This is a genomic window from Campylobacter sp. BCW_6889 (assembly GCF_001762535.1).
GTDB lineage: Bacteria > Campylobacterota > Campylobacteria > Campylobacterales > Campylobacteraceae > Campylobacter_D > Campylobacter_D jejuni.
In genome coordinates, this window is record NZ_MJWZ01000064.1 from 75801 (window position 1) to 98444 (window position 22644).

The window sequence follows — 22644 nt, forward strand, 5'->3', positions numbered from 1 at the left end:
ATGTTTGAAAATATGGATTTTTCTAAAATGGGCGAACTTTTAAATCAAGTTCAAGAAAAAGCAAAAAATATAGAACTAGAACTTGCAAATCGTGAATTTAGCGCCAAAAGTGGAGCAGGACTTGTTAAAGTAAGTGCTAATGGAAAGGGTGAAATTATCGATGTTAGCATTGATGATTCTTTACTTGAAGATAAAGAGTCCTTGCAAATTTTACTTATTTCTGCAATTAATGATGTTTTAGCCATGGTTGCGCAAAATCGTTCCAGTATGGCAAATGATGTTTTAGGCGGTTTTGGAGGTATGAAATTATGAAAAAAATTTTAATTATTTGCATGCTTTTTACTTTGTCTTTTGGTATAGAAAGACCTAAATTTGAAGATTTTTTAGCAGGTTATGAAAGAAATAAGGCAAGCATGCTTAACTATGAAGGAATGCCAGCTTTTGCACTCAGTGAAAATTTACTTGCTGTGTTAAAACAGCCTAATACTAAGCTTAACAAATATGTAAAATACGATCCATTTTTAAATTTATATCTTGTAAGAACTGACTTTAGCCTAATCCCTACTCCTATGGGTGATGAAGAAAAACTTACTCGTAATGATTGGGTTGGAATTTGGGATCCTAATAAACCTTATATAGGGCATATTAAGTATTTAGCTCAAAATATTGATGAAAAAGATCAACTTGATTTTAATTCTAAAATAGGACTTTTAGGGACTCCATGCTGTGAAATGATGGGGATTGCTTTAAATAATAGCTCTTTTATAGGCAATCGCTATTTAAAACATTTTATGAAATATAACGATGTTTATTGGGGGGATATTGGCGTTGATTTTGTTGTTCGAGAAAATAAAATTTATGTTAACAATGTAAGAAAAAATCCACAATTTTTAATCAATGATCAAGTTATAAGTGTTGATGGCTTGCCCGCCAATGATTTAAGAAAACTCAATGAAAAAATTCTTTTTGCAGATCGCGGAAGCACTCTTTATTTTCAAGTGTTGCGTGATAATATGGATTTAAATATTTCTACTGAAGTTTTTGCAAAAGATTTGAGCAAATTTAATCTTCCTAATTCTAAACCAAAACCAAAAATTACAAATTTCACAAGCAATCTTGGTTTAACGGTTAATACTAGTCTTGTTATAACTAAAATAGATCCAAAATCAAAAGCATCAAATGCAGGATTTATGGTAGGAGATAAAATTTTACGCGTTAATAATATTATTTTAAATAATTTTAAAGAATTACAAAATATTTTAAGCGCTGGTAATGACTTTAGCATCTTGATTGAACGCAAAAGTACTAAATTACCTTTATCAAATTTCAACAATGAACTAGGCGGAAATGCCAACTCAGGTGGCGATGGTAAATTTCAATTTTTCATAAGGCTTACTAAGTGAATTTAAAAGAACTTTTTATCCATCACTTAGAAAAAAATCTACCTAAAGTTGAAAGTTTTCATCCTTTTTTTAATGAAGCTTTAGCCCTTATGCTAAAAGCTGGAGGAAAGCATTTTCGTGCACAATTGCTTTTAAGCGTGGTACAAAGCAATAAACCTGAACTTTTAAATCAAGCTTTAGATGTGGCTTTAGCTTTGGAATTTATCCATACTTATTCACTCATACACGATGATTTACCCGCTATGGATAATGCGGATTTTAGACGAGGAATTCCAACCTTACACAAAAGCTACGATGAAACTACAGCCATCTTAGTGGGCGATGCTTTAAATACTGAAGCTTTTTTAGTTCTAAGTCATGCTCATTTAAAAGATGAAATCAAAATCAAACTCATCAAAACCCTTGCCTTTAATGCAGGACTTAATGGAATGGTCATAGGACAAGCTATTGATTGTTTCTTTGAAGACAAAAGACTGAGTTTAAATGAACTTGAGTTTTTACATACACACAAAACCGCAAGATTAATCGCTGCAGCTTTAAAAATGGGTTGTGAAATTTGCGAACTTAACAACGAAGAAAGCAATCAAATTTACAAACTTGGTTTAAAACTAGGACTGATTTTTCAAATCAATGATGATATTATCGATGTAACCACAAGTCAAGAACAAAGCGGAAAGCCTACTAACAACGATATTCATAAAAATTCTTTTGTCAATTTACTTGGACTTGAACAAGCCATAAAAACAAAAGAAAATCTTCTTAGTGAATGCGAACAAGACTTAGAAAAACTTAATGAAAAACTCGCACAAATGATACAAAATTTAATAATTCAATACTTATAAAGGCAAAAAATGGACATTCAAATTTTACAAGAACAGGCAAATACTCTAAGATTTTTAAGTGCCGATATGGTGCAAAAAGCAAACTCAGGACACCCAGGTGCACCTTTGGGTTTAGCAGATATTTTAAGTGTTTTAAGTTATCATTTAAAACACAATCCTAAAAATCCCACTTGGCTAAACCGTGATAGACTTGTATTTTCAGGCGGACATGCAAGTGCTTTGCTTTATAGTTTTTTACATTTAAGTGGCTATGATTTAAGCTTAGAAGATCTTAAAAATTTCCGCCAACTTCATTCTAAAACCCCAGGACACCCTGAAATTTCAACTCTTGGAGTAGAAATCGCTACAGGCCCTTTAGGACAAGGCGTTGCAAACGCTGTAGGCTTTGCTATGGCAGCAAAAAAAGCGCAAAATTTGCTAGGTAGTGATTTAATCGATCATAAAATTTATTGTCTTTGCGGAGATGGGGATTTACAAGAAGGCATTTCTTATGAAGCTTGTTCTTTAGCAGGACTTCACAAACTTGATAATTTCATACTCATTTATGATAGCAACAATATCTCCATAGAAGGCGATGTAGGTTTAGCCTTTAACGAAAATGTAAAAATGCGTTTTGAAGCACAAGGATTTGAAGTTTTAAGTATAAATGGACACGATTATGAAGAAATTAATAAAGCCTTAGAACAAGCTAAAAAATCCACAAAACCTTGTCTTATCATCGCAAAAACAACTATAGCAAAGGGTGCAGGAGAGCTTGAAGGCAGTCATAAAAGCCATGGCGCACCTTTGGGCGAAGAAGTGATTAAAAAAGCCAAAGAACAAGCAGGTTTTGATCCAAATATCAGTTTTCATATCCCACAAGCAAGCAAAATCCGCTTTGAAAGCGCTGTAGAACTTGGGGATTTAGAAGAAGCAAAATGGAAAGATAAACTTGAAAAAAGTGGTAAAAAAGAACTTTTAGAAAGGCTATTAAATCCCGATTTTAGCAAGATAGCTTATCCTGATTTTAAAGGAAAAGATCTTGCTACAAGAGATAGTAATGGTGAAATTTTAAATGTTTTAGCTAAAAATTTAGAAGGATTTTTAGGTGGAAGTGCGGATTTAGGCCCTTCAAACAAAACAGAACTTCACGGCATGGGAGACTTTGTAGAAGGTAAAAATATCCATTTTGGCATCAGAGAACACGCTATGGCAGCGATTAACAATGCTTTTGCAAGATATGGAATTTTCTTACCATTTTCGGCAACTTTTTTCATCTTTAGTGAGTACTTAAAACCTGCCGCAAGAATAGCAGCCCTAATGAAAATCAAACATTTTTTCATTTTCACGCACGATAGCATAGGCGTGGGCGAAGATGGCCCAACACACCAGCCTATAGAACAACTTAGCACTTTTAGAGCTATGCCAAATTTTTTAACCTTTAGGCCTGCTGATGGGGTAGAAAATGTGAAAGCTTGGCAAATAGCCCTAAATGCTGATATTCCAAGTGCTTTTGTGCTTTCACGCCAAAAACTCAAAGCTCTAAATGAACCTATTTTTGGAGATGTAAAAAACGGAGCGTATTTACTCAAAGAAAGCAAAGATGCTAAATTTACACTTTTAGCGAGCGGAAGCGAAGTTTGGCTTTGTCTAGAAAGTGCAAACGAACTTGAAAAACAAGGTTTTGCTTGTAATGTTGTTTCCATGCCTTGTTTTGAACTTTTTGAAAAACAAGATAAAGCTTATCAAGAAAGATTGTTAAAAGGTGAAGTTATAGGTGTTGAAGCAGCGCATTCTAATGAACTTTATAAATTTTGCCACAAAGTGTATGGCATAGAAAGTTTTGGAGAAAGTGGTAAAGACAAAGATGTGTTTGAACACTTTGGATTTAGTGTTTCAAAGCTTGTAAATTTTATCCTTAGCAAATAAAATGAATGCAAATTTCAAATTTCAAAATAACACTCTTTTTATCTTTGGAATTTGGGATAAAACAAGTATTTATAAGTTAAAAATAAAAGATTTTTTAGCTTTGATTCAAAGCAAGGAAGTGATTTTTGATTTTAAAGATCTAAAAGAAATCGATACCGCTGGAGTGAGATTTTTCCTTGCTTTGGAAAATGATCTTAAAGATAAAAATATTAAAATCACCAAAGAAGGCTTAAATTCACGCTTTCAAACTCTTTTTGAACTTTGCGAAAAAAACTACCAAAGACTAAGCAAAACAAAAAAATCGCATAAAAATTTCAGTGAATACTTTATCGATCTTGGAAAATTAAGTTTAGAACTTTTAAAAATTTTAAGAAAATTCATCAATTTCACAGGAGCTTTTTTCACAAGTCTTTTTTTATGCCTTAAAAATCCTAAAAATTTTCGCTTTATTGCTTTTTTATATCATATAGAAAATTCTGCTTTCAAAGCCTTGCCTATAGTTATTTTAACCGCTCTTTTAGTAGGAGTGGTTTTAGCCTATCAGGCCGCTTATCAACTCGCACAATTTGGAGCCAATATTTTCATAGTGGATTTGATGGGAATTTCAGCCACTAGAGAACTTGCACCTTTAATCGCTGCCATAGTGATCGCAGGAAGAAGTGCAAGTTCTTATACCGCACAAATTGGAGTGATGAAAATTACTGATGAAATTGCAGCTATGAATACTATGGGTTTTCGTTCTTTTGAATTTATTATTATTCCGCGTGTTATGGCTTTGGTAGTGGCTATGCCTTTAATCGTTGCCATTAGCGATGCGATCAGTATTATAGGCGGAATGATGGTTGCAAAATTAAATCTTGATATTTCTTTTGCTGAATTTTTAAGACGTTTTAGAGAAGCTGTAGATATAAAACATATCTTTATAGGACTTGCAAAAGCACCTATTTTTGGATTTTTAATAGGACTTATTGCTTGTTTTCGTGGTTTTGAGGTAAAAAACACTACACAAAGCATAGGAATTTATACAACAAAAAGCGTTGTAAATGCTATTTTTTGGGTGATAGCCTTTGATGCTTTATTCTCTGTTGTTTTAACTTCTGCAGGAATTTAAATGATTATTAAAGCACAAAATATCATTACAAAATTTGGAGAAAAAATCGTCCATGATGGCGTAAGTTTTGAAATCAAAAAAAACGAAATTTTTGGTATTTTAGGAGGTAGCGGAAGTGGAAAATCCGTCCTTTTAAAACAAATGCTTATGCTTGAACATTTTGATGGTGGAGAATATGAAATTTTAGGCTATAAACTTAAAAATATCAACGAAGAAGATGCACTTGCTTTGCGTAAAAAATGGGGCGTGGTTTTTCAGTTTGCTGCACTTTTTAGCTTTTTTAATGTTTATGAAAATATCGCTATTCCTTTAAAAGAATACACTCATTTAGATGAAAATAGCATACAAGAACTGGTTTTAATGAAGCTAAAAATGGTAGGCTTAAACGAAAATGTTTTAAAACAATTTCCAAGCGAACTTAGCGGTGGTATGCAAAAAAGAGTGGCAATTGCTAGAGCTTTAGCACTTGATAGTAAATTGCTTTTTTTAGATGAACCTACTTCAGGACTTGACCCTCATAGTAGTCGCGAATTTGACGATTTGGTTTTAGAGTTAAAAAAAAGTTTTGATTTAAATATCATTTTGGTTACACATGATAAAGAAAGTATGAAAAATTTACTCGATCGCTTTATCATTTTAGAGAATAAAAAAGTTGGATTTTGCGGTACTTATGAAGAATTACGCTTGCAAAATGAACGACTTTTTAAAAGATTTATGGAGTAAAAGTGGAAAATAGAGCAAATTATTTTTTTGTAGGACTTTTTGTTTTTGGAGTATTTTTTGCAAGTCTTGGTTTCATACTTTGGCTTGGGGGATACTCTAAAGAAGAAAGTTTTAAGTATTATGAAATTCACACACAAGAATCCGTTGCAGGACTTGGCATAAAAGCACCCGTAAGGCTTTTGGGCGTGGAAGTAGGTAGCGTAGAAGAAATCAGCATTTACAATCAAGATGAACTCGGCGTTAACATACGCATCAAGGTCAAAAACAATACCCCTATAAAAGAAGACACCTTTGCTACTTTGCAACTTCAAGGTATCACAGGACTTAAATTTGTCCAACTTCAAGGCGGAAGTAAAAATAGCAAAGATTTAGTATCCATCCACGGAAAACTTCCAGTCATTCCTTTTAAAGAAAGTTTTTTAGCAACCATAGACAGACAAAGTGAACATATTTTTTCTTTGGTTAAAACGGCCGATGATAAATCAAAAGAACTTTTAAGCGAAAAAAATCTTAAAAATCTAGAAATCCTTTTGCAAAATCTAGCAGAATTAAGTGCAAATTTAAACGCTAATTCTAAAAATTTAAGCCTTAATCTTTCAAACGCAAGTTTAAAAATAGGAAAAATGGCTGATAATATAAGCCTTAGTGCGCAAAATTTCAACTCCAGTCTTAAAGACATAAAAGAAAGTACGATGATTTTAAAAAATTTCATAAAAAAAGCTGATGAAAAATTAAACACTTATGATGATATTAAAGCATCTTTGATGCAAAATTTAGAGCTTTTTAAACGAGTTTTAATTGAAAGCAATATTCTAATAGAAAATTTACAAAACAGCCCTGCTGATTTGATTTTTAAAGAAACCAAACCTAAACTAGGACCAGGAGAAAAATAATGCTAAAGCAATTATTCTATATTTTAACTTTTATTTTTATGTTATGCGGATGCTCTTTAAGACACGAAACCATCAATAAAAATGAAAATATCATATTAAAAGACGAAGGAATAGACTCAAATATTTTTTTTAAAAAAACCGGTAAAATTCTTAAAATTCGTAATGCAAATGTACCTTTGTATTTAAACTCGCGAGCTATTGTTTATATAGATAATGGTTTTAGCAACAAATACGCACATTATTTCTGGGGAGATTTACCAAGCAATCTTTACTCTTTTTTAATTTTGTCAAAATTTGAACAAAGTAATATTTTTACAACCCTACTTTCTTCAACAAGCTCTTTAAGTGCGGATTATGCTCTTGAAAGCAGGATTAACTCTTTTGAGCAAATTCTTAGCAACAATGAAAACTACGCTCAAATTTCCATAAGCGTAAATTTCATAAATCTTGAAAACAATCAAATAATAGCTCATAAAATTTTCAATACCAAAGAAAAAATAGAAAAAAAAGATATCCGCTCTACTTATAATGCTTTTCAAAAAGCCTTAAATAAAATTGGCAATGAGATTGTTTTTTGGGTAAATTCTAACTTATCCTAATTTAGGAACACTTTTTGCTTTTTAAATATTTAGCAATATTTTTGAAAGGTAAACAATGAAAAGTGATTTAGATATATTTAAAAAACACTTAGGTGAAATTCAGGGCGTGAATGAATTTAAAGCAAATCAAATTTGCTCTCAAATCAATGATGCAAATGATTTTATAGGAGCGCTTCAAGTGCTTGATATGTCTTTAAAAAAAATAGAAAAAAGCATTCTAGAAAGAATAGATGAAAATTCAGATGATATGCAAAAAAGAACTCTTGATGCTACAGCATCACAACTTATACAAAACTGCTCTTTCATGGGAACAGCTCTTTTTGGAAATATTTTCAATGTTTATGTTGGTAAAAAACTCTTTGAATTTGAAATTGCCAATCCACTTTTAATTCTTCAAACAAGTAATTACGAAGGTGTATTGGCCTATATACAAGATAAAAGAGATGAAATAAAAATCATTCTATCAGAATTAGCAACCGCAATTACCATGGGCGAAACTATGGATAATGCTGGAATTTATAACTCTACAATGGATTTTAAAAATTTATTTAAATAAGAATAGTAATCGTTTGTTCTCTTTAAGCAAATATAATATATTTTAGCTTAAAGAGATTTTCCAAACTCTTAAAAGAGAGTTAGGCTACGAATAAAAAGGGGGAGGGAAATAGCCTAACCCAAACGAGATCTTAAAAGATCTCTTTAAACTAAAATAAATATTTAGATAATTTAACAATTTTTATTAAATTATCTAAACCATATTTATGTTTTAGTTTAATACGATGTGACATTTTATTCTAAAAACACTTAATCTGCTATAAAAATATCATTTAGTAACTTAAATTATTAAAGAATATTACTACAATATTATTTAAAAAATTTTAAATTTTTAGGATTTTAAGAAAAAAATATTATTTTTATAATTTAATATCATATCATAGAAAGAATTTCAGCACGCCCATTAATCACGGCAACACAATGTTCATAATGAGCCGCATTCAGCCCATCAATACTTCCAGCATCCCATTTTCCATTATAATGCTTTGGTGTTCCATCTTTTTGGCATATCATAGGCTCTATGCAAAACACCATTCCATTTTTAATTTTAGGGCCACTTTTTGCACTCGCACCTTTTTCTAAATAGTTTAAAATTTCAGGCTCTCCATGGGGCTTTCGTCCTATACCATGCCCGCAATATCCACGAAGCGGGACAAAACCTCTTGCATGGATAAATTCGCCTAAAGCAGCTGAAAGTTCCTTAAAACGCATTCCATCACGAATAATATCTATAGCATGATATAACGCGTCTTTAGCACAAGAGATTAAAGCTTTATCAGTGGGTGAAACTTCTCCTATAGCAATAGTTCTTGCTGCATCCCCATAATACCCATCAATCAAACTTCCCACATCAAGACCTAAAATATCACCCTCTTTGATAATTTTATCATCTGGAATTCCATGGATACAAACTTGATTTAAAGATGTGCAAATGGCACCTGGAAAACCATAAAGTCCCTTAAATGATGGCTTGGCGCCAAGGCTTAAAATATAATCTTCTGCCATTTTATCGATTTGTTTTAAGCTCATTCCTATTTTAATTTCATTCTCTAAAAAATTTAAAGTTTTTGCTACAATTTGATTTGCTATTCTTAATTTTTCTATTTCATCTGGTTTTTTCAATTCTATCATTTTATTTCCTTATAAATTTAGCCAAATTTTAGCAGTATTTTTTAAAGATTCAACATCGCTTGAAGCATAAAAATGTAATCTTGCTTTATGATTTTTCAAATCTATATTTTCTCTTTCTTTAAGAAATTCAACTATGGCATCTCCTGAATGAATTAATTTTGTTTTATCGCCAAAATACTTACTTAAAGAACGACCTAGTAAAGGGAAATGAGTGCAAGCGAGTATCAAAGCATCTGGAGTTGTGATATTTTTAAAATAATACTCCATAGCACTTTGCAAAAAATCTCCTTCAAAAATACCTTCTTCAACCATAGGCACAAAAAGCCCTGTAGCTAAAGCATTTATATTTGTATATCCTTGGGATAATAAACGCTTTTGGTATTCTTCTGATTTAATGGTTGCTTTTGTTGCAATGACTAAAATTTCTTTATTTTTATCATGCAAAGCTTTTATCGTTGCTTCAACCCCTGCATCAATTACACCATATACTGGAAAATGTGCTTTTGTCCTTAAAGCATCTAAAGCATAAGCACTAGCAGTATTACATGCAATGATAAGCATATCAATTTGAAATTGTTCAAAAAATTCCAATGCTTCAAGACAGAACTTTATAATAGTATCTTTATCTTTTACTCCATAAGGAACTCTTGCGGTATCTCCATAATAGATAATTTCATCAAAAAGTCTAGCTTCATAAAGAGATTTTAAAACGCTAAGCCCCCCTACCCCGCTATCAAATACACCTATTTTCACTTTAATACCTTCTTGCTCCTATATAACGAGCCTTCCAATAAGAACTATTTAGCTCGACTTCTTTTACTCCACCTTTAGTAGATAAATGTATAAATTTTCCCTTGCTCATATAAATACCAACATGCATACCATTTGGCCCTCTACCTGTCTTAAAAAATACCAAATCTCCTGTTTGCAATTTTGATTTAGAAACTTTTCTCCCAGAACCTAATTGAGTTTTTGTGGTGCGAGGTATGCGTATATTAAGCTGAGCTAATGCACTCTGTGTAAATCCTGAACAATCAGCACCTTTTTTAGTAGTTCCACCTAAAACATAAGGAGTTTTTTTCCATTCATGTGCTATAGTCTTAAGTTTTGTTTCTTTATTTGTATTATAAATCGGACGAGTATAGTTTAAATTCTGATAAAAACTACATCCGCTTATAAAGAATATAATCGCGATGATGAAAAAAATATGCCTCATCAATCCCCTTAAGATCGAGTAGCAAAGAATTTAAGATAAATAAAACCCCAAATCCCAGAACAAAATGAAGCTATGAGAATAGCTAAATTATCTGCATAATTAAAAATATCACTGACTTCATACGCCAAGCCATCGATAAACAAACTCATTGTAAAACCAATTCCTGTAAGTATACAAACCCCATAAAGTTGTTTCAAATTTGAACCTTGGGGCAAGGCTGCAAATTTAAAGCGGATTGCCAAATAAGAAAACAAAAATACACCCACTTGTTTACCCACAAAAAGCCCCAAGAAAATACCTACACTTACACCTGAAAAAATTGCTCCTATATCGATATTGGATAAATTTACCCCAGCGTTAGCAAAAGCAAATAAAGGCAATATAACGAAAGCGAGCCAAAATTTTAGACTTTCATAGATTTCTTCTAAAAATGCTTCTCCATTTTTAGTTTGCATCGGTATAAAAAATGCTGTTATGATTCCAGCTAAAGTTGCATGCACACCACTTTTTAAAACACTAATCCAAAGAATAACTGAGCAAATAAAATAAAAAGACTTTCTTGTTATTCCTAAAATATTTAAAACAAGCATTGCCAAAATAGCAATTCCTGCAACGACAAAAGCAACTATTGATAATTTTGTCGTATAAAAAATAGCTATAATTAAAATAGCACCCACATCATCAAAAATAGCCAAAGAAAGTAAGAAAATTTTTAAACTTGATGGAATATGCTTGCCACACATCATTAAAATCGCTAAGGCAAACGCTGTATCTGTGGCTGTAGGTATAGCCCAACCTTTTAAAGTATAAGCATCTCCTATATTTACCAAAGCAAACAACATCGCAGGTATAAGTATACCCCCTAAAGCAGCCATAAAAGGTAAAACAATATTTTTAGGATTTTTAAAATCCCCGTGCAAAAATTCCTTCTTAAGCTCAAGCCCTATAGCAAAGAAAAATATAGATATAAGCCCATCATTTATCCAAAGTAAAAAAGGCTTATTAAGCTCAAATTCACCTACACTAAATCCGACTTTTAAATTTAGAAATTCTCGATAATGTTCACTAAAAGATCCATTTTGCACAAGCAAAGCAAGTAAAGTACAAACTATAAGTAAAACACCACCAAAAGCCTCGTTTAAAACTAAAGTTTTTAATTTATGTACTATATTATTCATTTAACAATCTTAAGATAAATAAAACCAACAATGGCACTTAAAAAACTAGCTATTAAAATAGCAAGTTTATCCGCATGTTCAAAAATATCACTATTTTTATAAGCCAAACCATCAATAAACAAACTCATCGTAAAACCAATGCCTGTTAAAATACATATACCATAAAATTTTCCATATTTAATATTTTCAGGTAGTTTTGCAAGCTTAAGTTTGATAGCAATAAAACAAAAAGTAAAAACACCTAGTTGCTTTCCTAAAAATAATCCTAGAATAATTCCAAGGCTTACAGGCGAAAATACCGAACCAAGATGCATATCTCTGATATCAATCCCAGCATTAGCAAAAGCAAATAAAGGCAAGATAAAATAAACCACCCAAGGATTTAAATCCTTAAGAACTTCATGTAAATAAGGTTTTTTATTTTTTGTATCAAGTGGTATAAATAAAGAAATAATCACACCAGCCAAAGTCGCATGTACTCCACTTTTAAGCATAGCTATCCACAATACAACACCTACTAACACATACAAAGAAAGATGGGTGATGTGATAATAATTTAACAAAAGTAGAGCAAATATACAAAACAAACAAATAATAATCGCCAAAGCTGAAAGCTGATCTGTATAAAATAAAGCAATAATAACAATAGCGCCCAAATCATCAAAAATAGCTAAAGAAAGTAAAAAAAGCTTTAAACTTGTAGGAATTTTATTTCCTAAAAGCATCAAAATACCCACTGCAAAAGCTATATCGGTTGCCGTAGGTATTGCCCAACCTTTCATAGCAAAATCATGAGAATAATTAATAGCAGCAAAAATTAAAGCAGGAGTAATCATACCCCCCAAAGCTCCAAATATAGGTAAAGATACAGCTCTTATATTTTTAAGCTGTCCGCGTAAAATTTCATATTTTAACTCAAGCCCTATACATAGAAAAAATATAGCTATCAAACCATCATTTATCCATAAATCCAACGACTTTGAAATTTGAAAATGATCAAATCCTACTGTAAAATTAGCATGAAAAAAATCTGTATAAATAACACTTAAAGAAGAATTTTTACATAATAAGGCTAAAAATGTAAAAAATATAAGCAAAATACCAGGGAAAGTTTCACTTAAAACCATCTTCTTTATCATTTGCATCCTTGCTCCTAAATAAATATTATAAAAATTTAATACGATAAATAAAATGGCAAAATTATAACGAAAAAATACTAAAGAAATAATTATTTAAAAAAACAAGCTCAAGATACCAACAAGTTCTTAAGCTTGTTCTTAAGATATTTAAGCGTAAATATCCAAACCACTAGAGCTAGAAACTTGTGGAGCGGAGGCTTGAGAGACACCTTCCATACCTTCGATGAGTTCATTCATCAATGCCTCGTTTGTGTCCATAGATTTTTTCAAAACTGAAGTATTAACAGCAGTCATTAAATTAGCATTACCCATAGAAACATCTGAAACCATATCATCCTCCTTTTAGATTGAGTCTTAAGACTTTATTTAAATCGGATGATATTTTTAAAACTTAATATTTTTTACTAAACTTTTTAAAATTTTTCAAGGAAACCAATATCTGAAATTAAAAATCATAAATTTTTTAAGATAAAATCCTATTTTAAAAATTTTTACACTATGAAACAATAAGCAAAATATAGATGGTTGATACTTTTAGAAGCAAATGAAATAGATAAAAATTTTACTTCAATAAATTTAAGTTTTATCTTATTTATACGATTTATAATATAATCAAAAATTACAACTTAAAAAGCTATTGCAATTATATAGGAGTTTGCTAATGTTACTTAATACACCTTGTAGGGGAATAGTAGATACAAATTTTGAAAGTAAAAGAATTAATATAACTTCAACTTTAAAATTTCAAGAAAAAAAAGAAAAAGTAGAAGCTAAAGCTGAGAAAGAAGAAGCAAATAAAGACAATAGCAATTCTATAAACACAGATACCAACAAAAAAGATAAACTTTTGGATATATCTACTTAATCTAAAATATGCTATAACCATCTCCTTGAAGAATACACAATAAATGATTTTTTGATTTTTATTAAGCTTTTAAAACACTAAAAAAGGAAAAATTAAAAATACAAAAACAATATCCCAAAGTGGATAGTTTAGAAGAAAATCTTGCGATACTTAAAAACAACCCATATTAAATCACAAAAATAAGATATATTTAAAAATTTATTAAAATATATCTTAAATATAATTAATAAAAAATATTATCAATACAAAAGCTTATTTTTTAGTTCTATTTAAGATTTTTAATATTATACTAGCCATTATTTATTTTGATAATAAATATTATTTTTATCAAAAACCAAGGGTAATGATAATGAAAATTTTTAAAATTATATTTTTAATTATAAGTATTTTTTTATCAAGCTCAGCTTTTGCTAGAGTAGATGATTATATTAATGAAGCAAATCTTATCAAAGATATGCTAAAACAAAGCATAGAAACTTATAAAAAGGGGGATAATCTAGGTGCTAAAAAGCTTAGCGAAGATGCGTATTTTCAACATTTTGAAAATATGGAAGGCCCTATAGGAAGAAACATAGGAAGAAAAGCCATCACCATGGAGCGTAAATTTGTAAATTTGCGTCGCATGTATAAAGATGAAGCTCCTTTAACACAAATTAATGCTTTAATTGATAGTCTTTATTATGATCTTGATGAAGTAGCCCCAATCTTACAAAATGGATATCGTTTAAAAGCAGAAGCAAGCGATACAAACTATGATAAGGCTAAAGCTGAAAAATCAAGCCTAGAAGCCAATGCCAAACGCGAAGCTGATGCAGAAGCTTTAATCGCACAAATGATGGGCGTGGATAAAAAAGATTTAGCACAAAGTTCTTTAGGCACTCAAACTCCTAATACACCTACAAACAACGATGCGAGCAAACTTACAGATGATAATGCAAGCGCTGATTTACAAGCTGCTGCTGCAATGGACGTAAGATTGCAATTTATACTAGATAATATCTCTACCAAATTTTCACAGGCAGCTAATGCTTTTAAAGAAAAAAACTACCAAGCTAGTAAAGATTTTTTAAATGATGCCTTATTTAGTGATTATCGCAATACCAAAGTAGAAATTTTAGTAAATAAATTTACCAAAGCAGGAAACGATCAAAAAATTCAACAAGCCATACGCACCCTTATACGCCAAATCAACGATGCAAAAATAGATGAAAAAGACTTAAGAGATGGCTTAGATAACATAGAAGAACAAATTTTTGATGTTTTCTTACAAATTCCAAATTCAGAACTTTCAAGTTTGCAAATTTCAGGCTTTAATGATGAAACAAAAGGCAAAGATTATGCCAAAGTTTCTAATGATATCAAACTTGCCTTAGATGGAATTTTGAAAAATTATGATGGCTTTAGCGCTTCTATAGTAGATGATTTGCAAGGAATTTATCTAGATACTTTTGAAGCAAGCGGTATGGAAAATAAAATCGGTGCTGTAGATAGCGGCTTAAAACTTAAAATAGAAAGTTTATTTTCCAAAGGCGTAGCACTGATTAAAGCAAGTGCAGATAAAAAAGAGCTTGAAGCTACTTTTAATGACTTAGAACAACTCATAGCAAACAGTGTAGATAAAATTCAAGATTCCACCCCTTATTCGTTGTTTATATGGGCTTTAGGCATTATTTTGCGTGAAGGCTTGGAAGCTTTGATTATCGTTGTAGCCATTGTTTCTTATCTTGTGCAAAGTGGCAACAAAAATCGTCTAAATATCGCCTATAGTGCTCTTTTTACAGGAGTGATTTTAAGTTTTATTACCGCTTTTGGAGTTTCTTGGCTATTCAAAGAAAATGCAGGACAAAGTAGAGAGCTTATAGAGGGTATTACCATGCTTATAGCCGTATTACTACTCTTTTATGTGGGCTTTTGGCTACTTTCAAACGCACAAAATAAAAAATGGACAAGCTATATCAAACAAGGTGCTATAGATGCTATATCAAACAATAGTGCAAAAACCCTTTGGATCACCGTATTTTTAGCTGTTTATAGAGAAGGTGCAGAAACTGTGCTTTTTTATCAAGCCTTGCTTTTTGATGCTAAAACAAGCACTGATTTTAGTGCTGTTTTTGGTGGGCTTGGACTTGGAATTTTAATACTTATTGTTTTATATTTTCTTTTAAAAGCAGGAGCCATTCGCATACCTGTAAAACAATTTTTCTATATCACTTCTTACATTATTTTTTACATGGTTTTTGTTTTTACAGGCAAAGGCATAGCCGAACTCATAGAAGGAAAAGTCATCATTCCTAGTCTTATACCTATGAATTTTGAACCGATTTTATGGCTTGGAATTTATCCTTACTATGAAACTTTAATCCCTCAATTTATAGTTTTGATCATGCTAATTATTGGCATTTTAATAACAAAACAAATTTCAAAAAAAGGAGTAAAATCATGATAAAAAAAGTTTTATCAGTAGTTGCTGCAGCTGCGGTTATTAGTACAAATTTATTTGCAGGCGAAGTGCCAATCGGTGATCCAAAAGAACTTAATGGTATGGAAATAGCCGCTGTTTATTTACAACCTATTGAAATGGAGCCAAGAGGTATTGATTTAGCTGCATCTTTAGCAGATATTCACCTAGAAGCTGACATTCACGCACTTAAAAACAATCCAAATGGTTTTCCAGAAGGTTTTTGGATGCCTTATTTAACTATAGCTTATGAACTTAAAAATACCGACACAGGTGCGATTAAACGCGGAACTTTGATGCCTATGGTGGCTGATGATGGTCCTCACTATGGCGCAAATATCGCTATGGAAAAAGATAAAAAAGGTGGCTTTGGCGTAGGAAATTATGAACTTACTTTTTATATCTCAAATCCAGAAAAACAAGGTTTTGGACGCCATGTTGATGAAGAAACAGGCGTGGGTAAGTGGTTTGAACCTTTTAAAGTAGATTATAAATTCAAATACACAGGCACGCCAAAATGATTTTACACTCGGATTTTCCGAGTGTTTAAATATTTTTATTTTTATTGAAAAATTAAAATAACAATGTTTAAAGAGTAAATTATGAGTATATATTTTGTGCATTTTCTTATCAGTGTTTTGCCACTAAGTATTTTAATAGCCTTTATCACTCCTGATAAAAAATATATTTTTAAAAGTTTTTTAGTAGTTTTTTTGGGCTTTTTATTTGGATATTTTGCTTTTTTTATCGCAGCACAATTTTTAAAAACCGAAAATTTAATCTTTAATTTTGATTTTGTTTTTATAGGTTTATTGCTAGTAAGCTTTATATTTTATTTTTGGAAAAAAATTGAAATTTTAAATTTTATTTTATTGGGAATTTTAAGTTTTTGCACCGCTTTGCATTATTATTTTTTAAGTCAAGATTTCCCTATTTTTACTAGCTCTTTAATCGATAGCGAAGGTATAAGTTCTTTAGGTTTTATTGCTTTAGCCTTGCTTGTTTGTATTTTGATTTTCTTCTTTTTAAAATGGCAAAAAAATTTTAATCAAAAAACAAGCTTTATGCTGTTTTTACTGCTTATCCTTATAGAAAGCGATAAAGCTCTAGCCAATATCTTGCTTACCTTAATGCGAAATTCCATCATAGAAACTCATACTTTTTTAGTGAGTTTTGTAGGAAAAAGTAATTATTTTGGTGTTTTTGGAATTTATGTTTATTTAATTTTCATCACTTTTTTAGCATTCTTAAGCTTAAAAATTCGCAAAAAAAATATAAGCAAAAAACAAATTTTAGATATAAATTATCGCAAAAACAAAGCTAAAACAAGTCTTATTAATCGCTATTTTTCCAGTGTTTTTATCTCTTGTGTTATAAGTTTTTGCATTATTTTATACTTTTTTATGGTAAGCTCTAAGCCTTTAACCATAGATGAGCCTAAAGAAATTTTACCCGATAAGAATGGCAAATTTATCTTTGATATAGCTCTTTTAAGGGACAACAAACTCCACCGCTTTGCTTATATCAGCGCTGAAGGCAAAGTGATAAGGTTTTTTCTTATCAACAAAAGAGAAGATAGGGATTCTCCTGTAGCTGTTTTTGATGCTTGTATGATTTGTGGAGATATGGGCTATATCAAAAAAGATGGACAACTCATTTGCATTTCTTGCAATGTGCGTATTTTCTTGCCTAGTGTAGGCAAAAGCGGGGGTTGCAATCCTATCCCACTCAAATACGAATACGATGGTAAAAAAATTACCATAGATGTTAAAGATGTAATAGCAGGATCTAATTATTTTAGTCAAATCAAAGAAATTGAAGTGCAAGATCCTGTATCAAAAACAAAGGTTATAAACACCCAAGCTCCTTTTTCTTATAGCTATAAAGGGATTACTTATTATTTTTCAAATCAAAACAACTATGAAGAATTTAAAAAAGATCCTACAAAATATGTAGAAGAAAACGAAGCGAAATTTTTAATCCAAAGGAGAAATGATGTTGGCTAAAATGATTTTTAACTCTATATTTAAAAACAAAATTCAAAAATTTTTAGCCTTTCTTACTTGTTTTTTAGCCACGCTTTTACTCTCTACTATGCTAAATATTACCCTAAGTATAGGCGATGAAGTAACCAAACAACTCAAAAGCTATGGCTCTAATATCCTTGTTTTACCCAAAGGCTCAAGTCTTAGTATAGAAATAGGTAATGAACTTTATGAACCCTTAAAAAACAAAAACTATCTAGAAGAAAAAAATTTATATATGATTAAAGACATTTATTGGCGTAACAACATCACCGCACTTGCTCCTTTTTTAGAAGGTAAAATCACAATTGAAAACTCCCAGCAAAAAGCACTTATTTATGGGACTTATTTTCAAAAAGCCATAAAAATTAAAGATGATGATGATTTTATCACAGGTATAAAAAGTCTTTATCCTTATTTAGCAGTGCAAGGAGAATGGGCAAAAGATGATAGCAATGAAATCATGCTAGGTGAAGACTTTGCTAAAAACAATAAATTAAAATTAGGAGATACTATCAAACTCATAGGAGAAAACAATCAAAGCAAAGAAGCAAAAATTGTAGGCATTTTACTTCATGCCAATCCTAAAATGTCAAATAAAATCATCACTCCTTTAAATTTAGCTCAAGATTTACTCAACAAACAAGGGCTTTACTCAAGTGCAGAAGTAAGAGCTTTTACCATACCTGAATCAGCCCTTTCTGAAAAAGTGCGTCGCATGGGCGAAGAAAAATTAGATCAGTTAGAATATGACAAATGGTATTGCTCAGCTTATGTAGGCTCAATCGCTAGTCAAATTAGTGATGGCTTACCAGGTGCTGATGCAAAAGCTCTAAATGCTATAAGCGATGCTCAAAGCTTGGTGGTTAAAAAGATCCAATCCTTAATGGGCATTACTTGCATTATTTGTCTTATTGTTGCAAGTATTGCGATTTCAAGCCTGATGAGTTCTGAAATTCATCGTAGAAAAAAAGAAATAGGACTTTTAAAAGTGCTTGGTGCTAATACTTTTCAAATTTATCTCATCTTTGCTAGTGAAAATTTAATCGTAGCTTTATTTGCTGCTTTATTTGGATTTATTTTTGGCACAGCACTTTCTCAAATCATCAGTCTTGGTATTTTTGGATATTTTATTGATATAGCCTTTGTAGCTTTACCTTTAAGCTTTATTTTTGCAGGACTTATTGCCTTACTAGGTTGCTTGCTTCCTATAAAAAATATCACACAACTTTCAGCTGCAGGAGTGCTTTATGGTAGATAAGTTTTTCCTTAATGAGCTTTTTAAAAGCATTAGCTTTTCTTATCAAAGACTTTTTATTATAGTTTTAAGTGTTTTTATAGGAGCACTTACTTGCTCAGCTTTTTTAAATATTTATTTTGATATTGATACCAAACTTTCTAAAGAATTAAAAGCTTATGGAGCAAATGTAATGATAAGCCCGAAGCAGGATGAAAATTTTATCTCCAATGCTGAGTATGAAAAAATAAAAGAAAATTTAAAGGCTAGAGCTTTAACTCCTTTTTTGTATGATTTTTTAAATTTAGGCAGTACAAGCGGAGTGGTTTTAGGCACTGATTTTAGGGCTTTAAAAATCACTAAACCTTTTTTAGAAGTTAAAGAAGGAAGCTTTTCTCTAAATGATTTTGATGAAAATTCAGCCTTTTTAGGGGTTAATTTAGCCAAGCAACTAGGCCTAAAAACAGGCAATGAACTTCAAATTTACAATCCAAACAACGGAAAAAGCATAAAACTTACCATAAAAGGCATACTTTCAAGCAATGATGAATTTGATAGCATTGTTTTAGCCCCTTTAAGCGTGGTGCAAAATTTAAGCGATAGAGCCGGTATTAACTATGCTAATGCTGTAGTTTATGGAAATTTTGATGAAGTTAAAGCCAAAACACAAGCAATCAACAATGAATTCATCGATGTAAAACCTATATCTTCAGTATCCTTAAGTGAAGGTTTAGTGCTTGGAAAAATCAAAGCTTTAATGTTTTTAATCATACTTGTAGTATTGATCATAGTCACTACTAGCGTTAATACAACTTTAAGCTCTATTATATTTTCTCGCAAAAAAGAAATCGCACTGCGTTTAGCCTTGGGTGCAAAAAAAAGTGAAATTTTTAAACTTTTTGCTAGTGAATGCTTTATAGTAAGTTTTTTTGCTAGTTTAATCGGAGCTTTTTGTGGGATATTTTTAGCCAATGTCTTTGGTTATTTGATTTTTAATTCTAGTATTGATTTTAGATTTATAGCTGTTTTTATAGCCTTAATCATTTCTTTGATTTTTGCCTTTTTGGCTGCATTTTTTCCTATAAAAAGAGCATTAAAAATCAATGTGTGTGAAAATTTGAAAGGTGAATGATGAAAAAAGAACTTATTAAAATAAACAATTTAAATAAAGAATTTGGCAAAGTTAAAGCCTTAAACAATATCAACTTAAGCGTCTATGAAGGAGAATGGCTTGCCATCATGGGTCCATCAGGAAGTGGAAAATCAACGCTTTTAAACATACTATCACTCATGGATACTCCAAGCTCTGGAGAGTATATCTTGGATAATGAAAACCTAGAGCAAATGGATGAAGAGCAAAAAATCACCTTGCGTCGTGAAAAAATAGGACTTGTCTTTCAACAATTTCATCTTATCCCCTATCTTAACGCCTTAGAAAATGTTATGCTCTCTCAGTATTATCACTCAAGCGTAGATGAAGAAGATGCCAAAATGGTTCTTGAAAAAGTAGGACTTTCACATAGACTCACTCATTTACCTAGCCAATTAAGTGGCGGGGAGCAACAAAGAGTTTGCATAGCAAGAGCTTTGATCAACAACCCAGAGCTTTTACTTGCAGATGAACCCACAGGAAATTTAGATGAAGCCAATGAACAAATCGTTCTTCAAACCTTGCAAAAATTAAAAAATGAAGGTAAAACCATAGTTTTAATCACACACAATCCTGATTTAGCCAAATTCGCAGATCGAACCCTTATCTTACAACATGGGGTGTTAAAATGAAAAAAAGCCTTTTAATCTTAAGCATTTTGTTTTTGCTCAATGCTTGTTCTTTTGAAAATTCAAAAGATACTGGAAAAGTTGGAGAAAAAAGCGCTGAAATTTCAGCTAAAGATACCTTAGGAAAAGCTGTAAAACTTGCTGATGATAATACAAGTTTAAAAGTCTTAGTCTTTTTTCAAAATGGCTGCCCTTCTTGCTTAAAAGAACTCCCTTCTTTAGATGAATTCATACAAAATCACCCCAATAAAATCAGTGTTTATGCTATAAATTCCATCGATAATGCCAATGTGGTTAAGGTTTTAGCCGAACAATTTGACTTTAAAAATGTAAAAGTTTTAAAAGACGATCTTAAAATCACCAATGATCGTTACGCTGTGTTTACAACCCCTACTACCATCATCATTAAAGATGGGATGATAAAAGATAGAATTTTAGGAGAAAAACCATGGGAATTTTTCGAATCCAAGCTTATTTCTTTGCTTTAATCATAGCTTTATTTTTTGTAGCTTGTGATAGTGGAGAAAATTTTAAAGCTTTAAATAGTGATAAAACCTATAATTTTGCCTACAATGGTTTTGAAAAAAGCCTAAAACTAAATGATAAAGCACAAAATTTTGCTTTAGTATTTTTCACAAAAGATTGCGGAGTTTGCAAAGAACAAATTCCTATTTTGCAGAATTTGGCTAAAAATTATGATTTTAGTATCTTTGTGGTTTTAGGTGATGCAAATGATGCAAATGATGCAAAAGCTTGGGCTGATGAAAAAGGTTTATCTAATTTAGCAATGTTTTATGAAAAAAGAGCAGCTAAATACCTTTCAAGTGCCATTGGGGAAATATATGGAGTACCTGTGCTTAGTTTTTTCAAAGAAGGAAAAATGGATGAAAAATTCATAGGCTTAACTCCTTATAGCATACTTGAAAAAGAAATCAAAAAAGTAAAAAGCTAAAAATTTACTTTAAAGCTTTTTATCTCCTATAAAATATCCATAAAGCTCATAGCTTCCATCTTTTTTCATCAAAATTACAGGATATTTTTCACTATAACCTTGTTCCATTCCTGGGCTTCCTTGCGGCATGCCAGGAGCTGAAATTCCTATAACATCTTTAGGTTTGTTTTCAAGCAACCAGCTTACAGCACTTTCAGGAACATGCCCTTCAATAGCATAACCTTCAATCACACCTGTATGGCAACTTTGATACTCATCTTTTATACCCATTTTTTCTTTGATTTTAAGAAAATCATTGGTTTTATGAACACTAACCTCATAACCCTTAGCTTTCATATAATCAGCCCAAAAATCACAACAGCCACAAGTAGGACTTTCATAAACTTGTATTTCCTTAGCTTGCGTAAGAGTGAGTAAAAAAAGAATGGTTAAAATTGTTTTTTTCATAATCGCTATCCTAAGTAAAAAATATATAATAATACTTTTATAAAGTTAATATCATCACATTTTTAACACTAAAAATGAATTTACAAAAATTTAATCAAGAAAAAGATTTTTAATGAGTACTGATTTTGTCTTTACAGCAAAGATATAAAAGATAAAACGATTTAAAAAACTAGAAATTTTTAAC

At 31.0% G+C, this 22644-nt stretch carries 25 protein-coding genes; 18 read left to right on the forward strand and 7 right to left on the reverse strand.

Features of this window, described 5'->3' with window-relative positions:
• Genes AJ939_RS06570 through AJ939_RS06610 form a run of 9 tightly spaced genes read left to right on the forward strand, consistent with a single transcriptional unit; the run spans position 1 to position 8035 of the window.
• A complete protein-coding gene (locus AJ939_RS06570) occupies positions 1-312 on the forward strand; it encodes a YbaB/EbfC family nucleoid-associated protein (protein WP_002851172.1) in 312 nt (103 codons plus the stop codon).
• Positions 309-1403, forward strand: coding sequence for a PDZ domain-containing protein (locus tag AJ939_RS06575; protein ID WP_070275920.1), 1095 nt, complete (start codon positions 309-311; stop codon positions 1401-1403). The genes AJ939_RS06570 and AJ939_RS06575 overlap by 4 nt, the downstream gene beginning before the upstream one ends.
• Positions 1400-2245 (forward strand): polyprenyl synthetase family protein, encoded by an 846-nt coding sequence (locus tag AJ939_RS06580; RefSeq protein ID WP_002851379.1) that lies wholly within the window; start codon positions 1400-1402, stop codon positions 2243-2245. The genes AJ939_RS06575 and AJ939_RS06580 overlap by 4 nt, the downstream gene beginning before the upstream one ends.
• A 9-nt stretch (positions 2246-2254) precedes the next feature.
• Positions 2255-4153 carry a transketolase gene (gene tkt, locus AJ939_RS06585; protein WP_070275919.1) on the forward strand — a complete coding sequence of 633 codons (1899 nt, stop codon included), beginning with the start codon at positions 2255-2257 and terminating at the stop codon, positions 4151-4153.
• A 1-nt stretch (position 4154) separates the two neighbouring features.
• Positions 4155-5264, forward strand: a complete 1110-nt coding sequence (locus AJ939_RS06590) for an ABC transporter permease (RefSeq protein WP_070275918.1) — start codon at positions 4155-4157, stop codon at positions 5262-5264.
• Positions 5265-5987, forward strand: a complete 723-nt coding sequence (locus AJ939_RS06595) for an ABC transporter ATP-binding protein (protein WP_052834317.1) — start codon at positions 5265-5267, stop codon at positions 5985-5987.
• Between the two features lie 2 nt (positions 5988-5989).
• Positions 5990-6880: an MlaD family protein gene (locus AJ939_RS06600; protein ID WP_052834316.1), complete on the forward strand. Its 891-nt coding sequence runs from the start codon at positions 5990-5992 to the stop codon at positions 6878-6880.
• Positions 6880-7479: an ABC-type transport auxiliary lipoprotein family protein gene (locus AJ939_RS06605; RefSeq protein ID WP_070275917.1), complete on the forward strand. Its 600-nt coding sequence runs from the start codon at positions 6880-6882 to the stop codon at positions 7477-7479. Before AJ939_RS06600 ends, AJ939_RS06605 begins: the two co-directional genes overlap by 1 nt.
• Before the next feature lie 55 nt (positions 7480-7534).
• On the forward strand, positions 7535-8035 hold the full coding sequence (locus tag AJ939_RS06610; RefSeq protein ID WP_002868879.1) for a flagellar FLiS export co-chaperone: 501 nt from the start codon (positions 7535-7537) through the stop codon (positions 8033-8035).
• A gap of 371 nt (positions 8036-8406) precedes the next feature.
• Here the strand turns inward: AJ939_RS06610 and map are convergent, their stop codons facing one another.
• The 6 genes from map to AJ939_RS06640 form a co-directional block, all read right to left on the reverse strand.
• A complete protein-coding gene (map, locus tag AJ939_RS06615; RefSeq protein WP_002868878.1) occupies positions 8407-9165 on the reverse strand; it encodes a type I methionyl aminopeptidase in 759 nt (252 codons plus the stop codon).
• A 9-nt stretch (positions 9166-9174) separates the two neighbouring features.
• Positions 9175-9918 carry a glutamate racemase gene (murI, locus tag AJ939_RS06620; protein ID WP_004298135.1) on the reverse strand — a complete coding sequence of 248 codons (744 nt, stop codon included), beginning with the start codon at positions 9916-9918 and terminating at the stop codon, positions 9175-9177.
• Position 9919: 1 nt separating this feature from the next.
• Entirely contained in the window at positions 9920-10381 is a 462-nt protein-coding gene (locus AJ939_RS06625; RefSeq protein WP_004305803.1) for a C40 family peptidase, read from the reverse strand.
• 8 nt (positions 10382-10389) lie between these two features.
• Positions 10390-11559: a Na+/H+ antiporter NhaA gene (gene nhaA, locus AJ939_RS06630; RefSeq protein ID WP_070275916.1), complete on the reverse strand. Its 1170-nt coding sequence runs from the start codon at positions 11557-11559 to the stop codon at positions 10390-10392.
• A complete protein-coding gene (gene nhaA, locus AJ939_RS06635; protein WP_002855944.1) occupies positions 11556-12704 on the reverse strand; it encodes a Na+/H+ antiporter NhaA in 1149 nt (382 codons plus the stop codon). The genes nhaA (AJ939_RS06630) and nhaA (AJ939_RS06635) overlap by 4 nt, the downstream gene beginning before the upstream one ends.
• A 141-nt stretch (positions 12705-12845) precedes the next feature.
• Positions 12846-13028: a YjfB family protein gene (locus AJ939_RS06640; RefSeq protein ID WP_002856010.1), complete on the reverse strand. Its 183-nt coding sequence runs from the start codon at positions 13026-13028 to the stop codon at positions 12846-12848.
• Between the two features lie 331 nt (positions 13029-13359).
• Here AJ939_RS06640 and AJ939_RS06645 point away from each other — a divergent pair, with 331 nt between their 5' ends.
• The 9 genes from AJ939_RS06645 (at position 13360) to AJ939_RS06685 (ending at position 22013) form a co-directional block, all read left to right on the forward strand.
• Positions 13360-13563, forward strand: coding sequence for a hypothetical protein (locus tag AJ939_RS06645; protein ID WP_070239903.1), 204 nt, complete (start codon positions 13360-13362; stop codon positions 13561-13563).
• 349 nt (positions 13564-13912) lie between these two features.
• Entirely contained in the window at positions 13913-16006 is a 2094-nt protein-coding gene (locus tag AJ939_RS06650) for an FTR1 family protein (protein WP_070275915.1), read from the forward strand.
• Positions 16003-16542: an iron transporter gene (locus tag AJ939_RS06655; RefSeq protein WP_002778842.1), complete on the forward strand. Its 540-nt coding sequence runs from the start codon at positions 16003-16005 to the stop codon at positions 16540-16542. Before AJ939_RS06650 ends, AJ939_RS06655 begins: the two co-directional genes overlap by 4 nt.
• An 81-nt stretch (positions 16543-16623) precedes the next feature.
• Positions 16624-18027, forward strand: coding sequence for a Fe-S-containing protein (locus AJ939_RS06660; protein ID WP_070275914.1), 1404 nt, complete (start codon positions 16624-16626; stop codon positions 18025-18027).
• On the forward strand, positions 18014-19306 hold the full coding sequence (locus AJ939_RS06665) for an ABC transporter permease (protein WP_079860488.1): 1293 nt from the start codon (positions 18014-18016) through the stop codon (positions 19304-19306). The genes AJ939_RS06660 and AJ939_RS06665 overlap by 14 nt, the downstream gene beginning before the upstream one ends.
• Positions 19296-20414 (forward strand): ABC transporter permease, encoded by a 1119-nt coding sequence (locus AJ939_RS06670; RefSeq protein ID WP_053872189.1) that lies wholly within the window; start codon positions 19296-19298, stop codon positions 20412-20414. The genes AJ939_RS06665 and AJ939_RS06670 overlap by 11 nt, the downstream gene beginning before the upstream one ends.
• Positions 20411-21064, forward strand: a complete 654-nt coding sequence (locus tag AJ939_RS06675) for an ABC transporter ATP-binding protein (RefSeq protein ID WP_002860103.1) — start codon at positions 20411-20413, stop codon at positions 21062-21064. Before AJ939_RS06670 ends, AJ939_RS06675 begins: the two co-directional genes overlap by 4 nt.
• Positions 21061-21549 (forward strand): TlpA family protein disulfide reductase, encoded by a 489-nt coding sequence (locus AJ939_RS06680; protein ID WP_070275913.1) that lies wholly within the window; start codon positions 21061-21063, stop codon positions 21547-21549. The genes AJ939_RS06675 and AJ939_RS06680 overlap by 4 nt, the downstream gene beginning before the upstream one ends.
• Complete coding sequence (locus AJ939_RS06685) at positions 21510-22013, forward strand: TlpA family protein disulfide reductase (protein ID WP_038814768.1); 504 nt, start codon at positions 21510-21512, stop codon at positions 22011-22013. The genes AJ939_RS06680 and AJ939_RS06685 overlap by 40 nt, the downstream gene beginning before the upstream one ends.
• A 9-nt stretch (positions 22014-22022) precedes the next feature.
• Here the strand turns inward: AJ939_RS06685 and AJ939_RS06690 are convergent, their stop codons facing one another.
• Positions 22023-22460, reverse strand: a complete 438-nt coding sequence (locus tag AJ939_RS06690) for a DUF411 domain-containing protein (RefSeq protein WP_070275912.1) — start codon at positions 22458-22460, stop codon at positions 22023-22025.
• Positions 22461-22644 lie beyond the last annotated feature (184 nt).

Excerpts from the sequence above, each read along its gene's own strand:
- AJ939_RS06665 (WP_079860488.1), top strand. The coding sequence starts at position 18,014 with ATGATGTTGGCTAAAATGATTTTTAACTCTATATTTAAAAACAAAATT.
- AJ939_RS06670 (WP_053872189.1), top strand. The coding sequence starts at position 19,296 with ATGGTAGATAAGTTTTTCCTTAATGAGCTTTTTAAAAGCATTAGCTTT.
- map (WP_002868878.1), bottom strand. The coding sequence starts at position 9,165 with ATGATAGAATTGAAAAAACCAGATGAAATAGAAAAATTAAGAATAGCA.
- AJ939_RS06645 (WP_070239903.1), top strand. The coding sequence starts at position 13,360 with ATGTTACTTAATACACCTTGTAGGGGAATAGTAGATACAAATTTTGAA.
- AJ939_RS06605 (WP_070275917.1), top strand. The coding sequence starts at position 6,880 with ATGCTAAAGCAATTATTCTATATTTTAACTTTTATTTTTATGTTATGC.
- nhaA (WP_002855944.1), bottom strand. The coding sequence starts at position 12,704 with ATGCAAATGATAAAGAAGATGGTTTTAAGTGAAACTTTCCCTGGTATT.
- AJ939_RS06680 (WP_070275913.1), top strand. The coding sequence starts at position 21,061 with ATGAAAAAAAGCCTTTTAATCTTAAGCATTTTGTTTTTGCTCAATGCT.
- AJ939_RS06650 (WP_070275915.1), top strand. The coding sequence starts at position 13,913 with ATGAAAATTTTTAAAATTATATTTTTAATTATAAGTATTTTTTTATCA.
- AJ939_RS06590 (WP_070275918.1), top strand. The coding sequence starts at position 4,155 with ATGAATGCAAATTTCAAATTTCAAAATAACACTCTTTTTATCTTTGGA.
- AJ939_RS06655 (WP_002778842.1), top strand. The coding sequence starts at position 16,003 with ATGATAAAAAAAGTTTTATCAGTAGTTGCTGCAGCTGCGGTTATTAGT.
- AJ939_RS06640 (WP_002856010.1), bottom strand. The coding sequence starts at position 13,028 with ATGGTTTCAGATGTTTCTATGGGTAATGCTAATTTAATGACTGCTGTT.
- AJ939_RS06610 (WP_002868879.1), top strand. The coding sequence starts at position 7,535 with ATGAAAAGTGATTTAGATATATTTAAAAAACACTTAGGTGAAATTCAG.
- AJ939_RS06570 (WP_002851172.1), top strand. The coding sequence starts at position 1 with ATGTTTGAAAATATGGATTTTTCTAAAATGGGCGAACTTTTAAATCAA.
- AJ939_RS06625 (WP_004305803.1), bottom strand. The coding sequence starts at position 10,381 with ATGAGGCATATTTTTTTCATCATCGCGATTATATTCTTTATAAGCGGA.
- AJ939_RS06685 (WP_038814768.1), top strand. The coding sequence starts at position 21,510 with ATGGGAATTTTTCGAATCCAAGCTTATTTCTTTGCTTTAATCATAGCT.
- AJ939_RS06660 (WP_070275914.1), top strand. The coding sequence starts at position 16,624 with ATGAGTATATATTTTGTGCATTTTCTTATCAGTGTTTTGCCACTAAGT.
- AJ939_RS06595 (WP_052834317.1), top strand. The coding sequence starts at position 5,265 with ATGATTATTAAAGCACAAAATATCATTACAAAATTTGGAGAAAAAATC.
- tkt (WP_070275919.1), top strand. The coding sequence starts at position 2,255 with ATGGACATTCAAATTTTACAAGAACAGGCAAATACTCTAAGATTTTTA.
- nhaA (WP_070275916.1), bottom strand. The coding sequence starts at position 11,559 with ATGAATAATATAGTACATAAATTAAAAACTTTAGTTTTAAACGAGGCT.
- AJ939_RS06690 (WP_070275912.1), bottom strand. The coding sequence starts at position 22,460 with ATGAAAAAAACAATTTTAACCATTCTTTTTTTACTCACTCTTACGCAA.
- AJ939_RS06675 (WP_002860103.1), top strand. The coding sequence starts at position 20,411 with ATGATGAAAAAAGAACTTATTAAAATAAACAATTTAAATAAAGAATTT.
- AJ939_RS06575 (WP_070275920.1), top strand. The coding sequence starts at position 309 with ATGAAAAAAATTTTAATTATTTGCATGCTTTTTACTTTGTCTTTTGGT.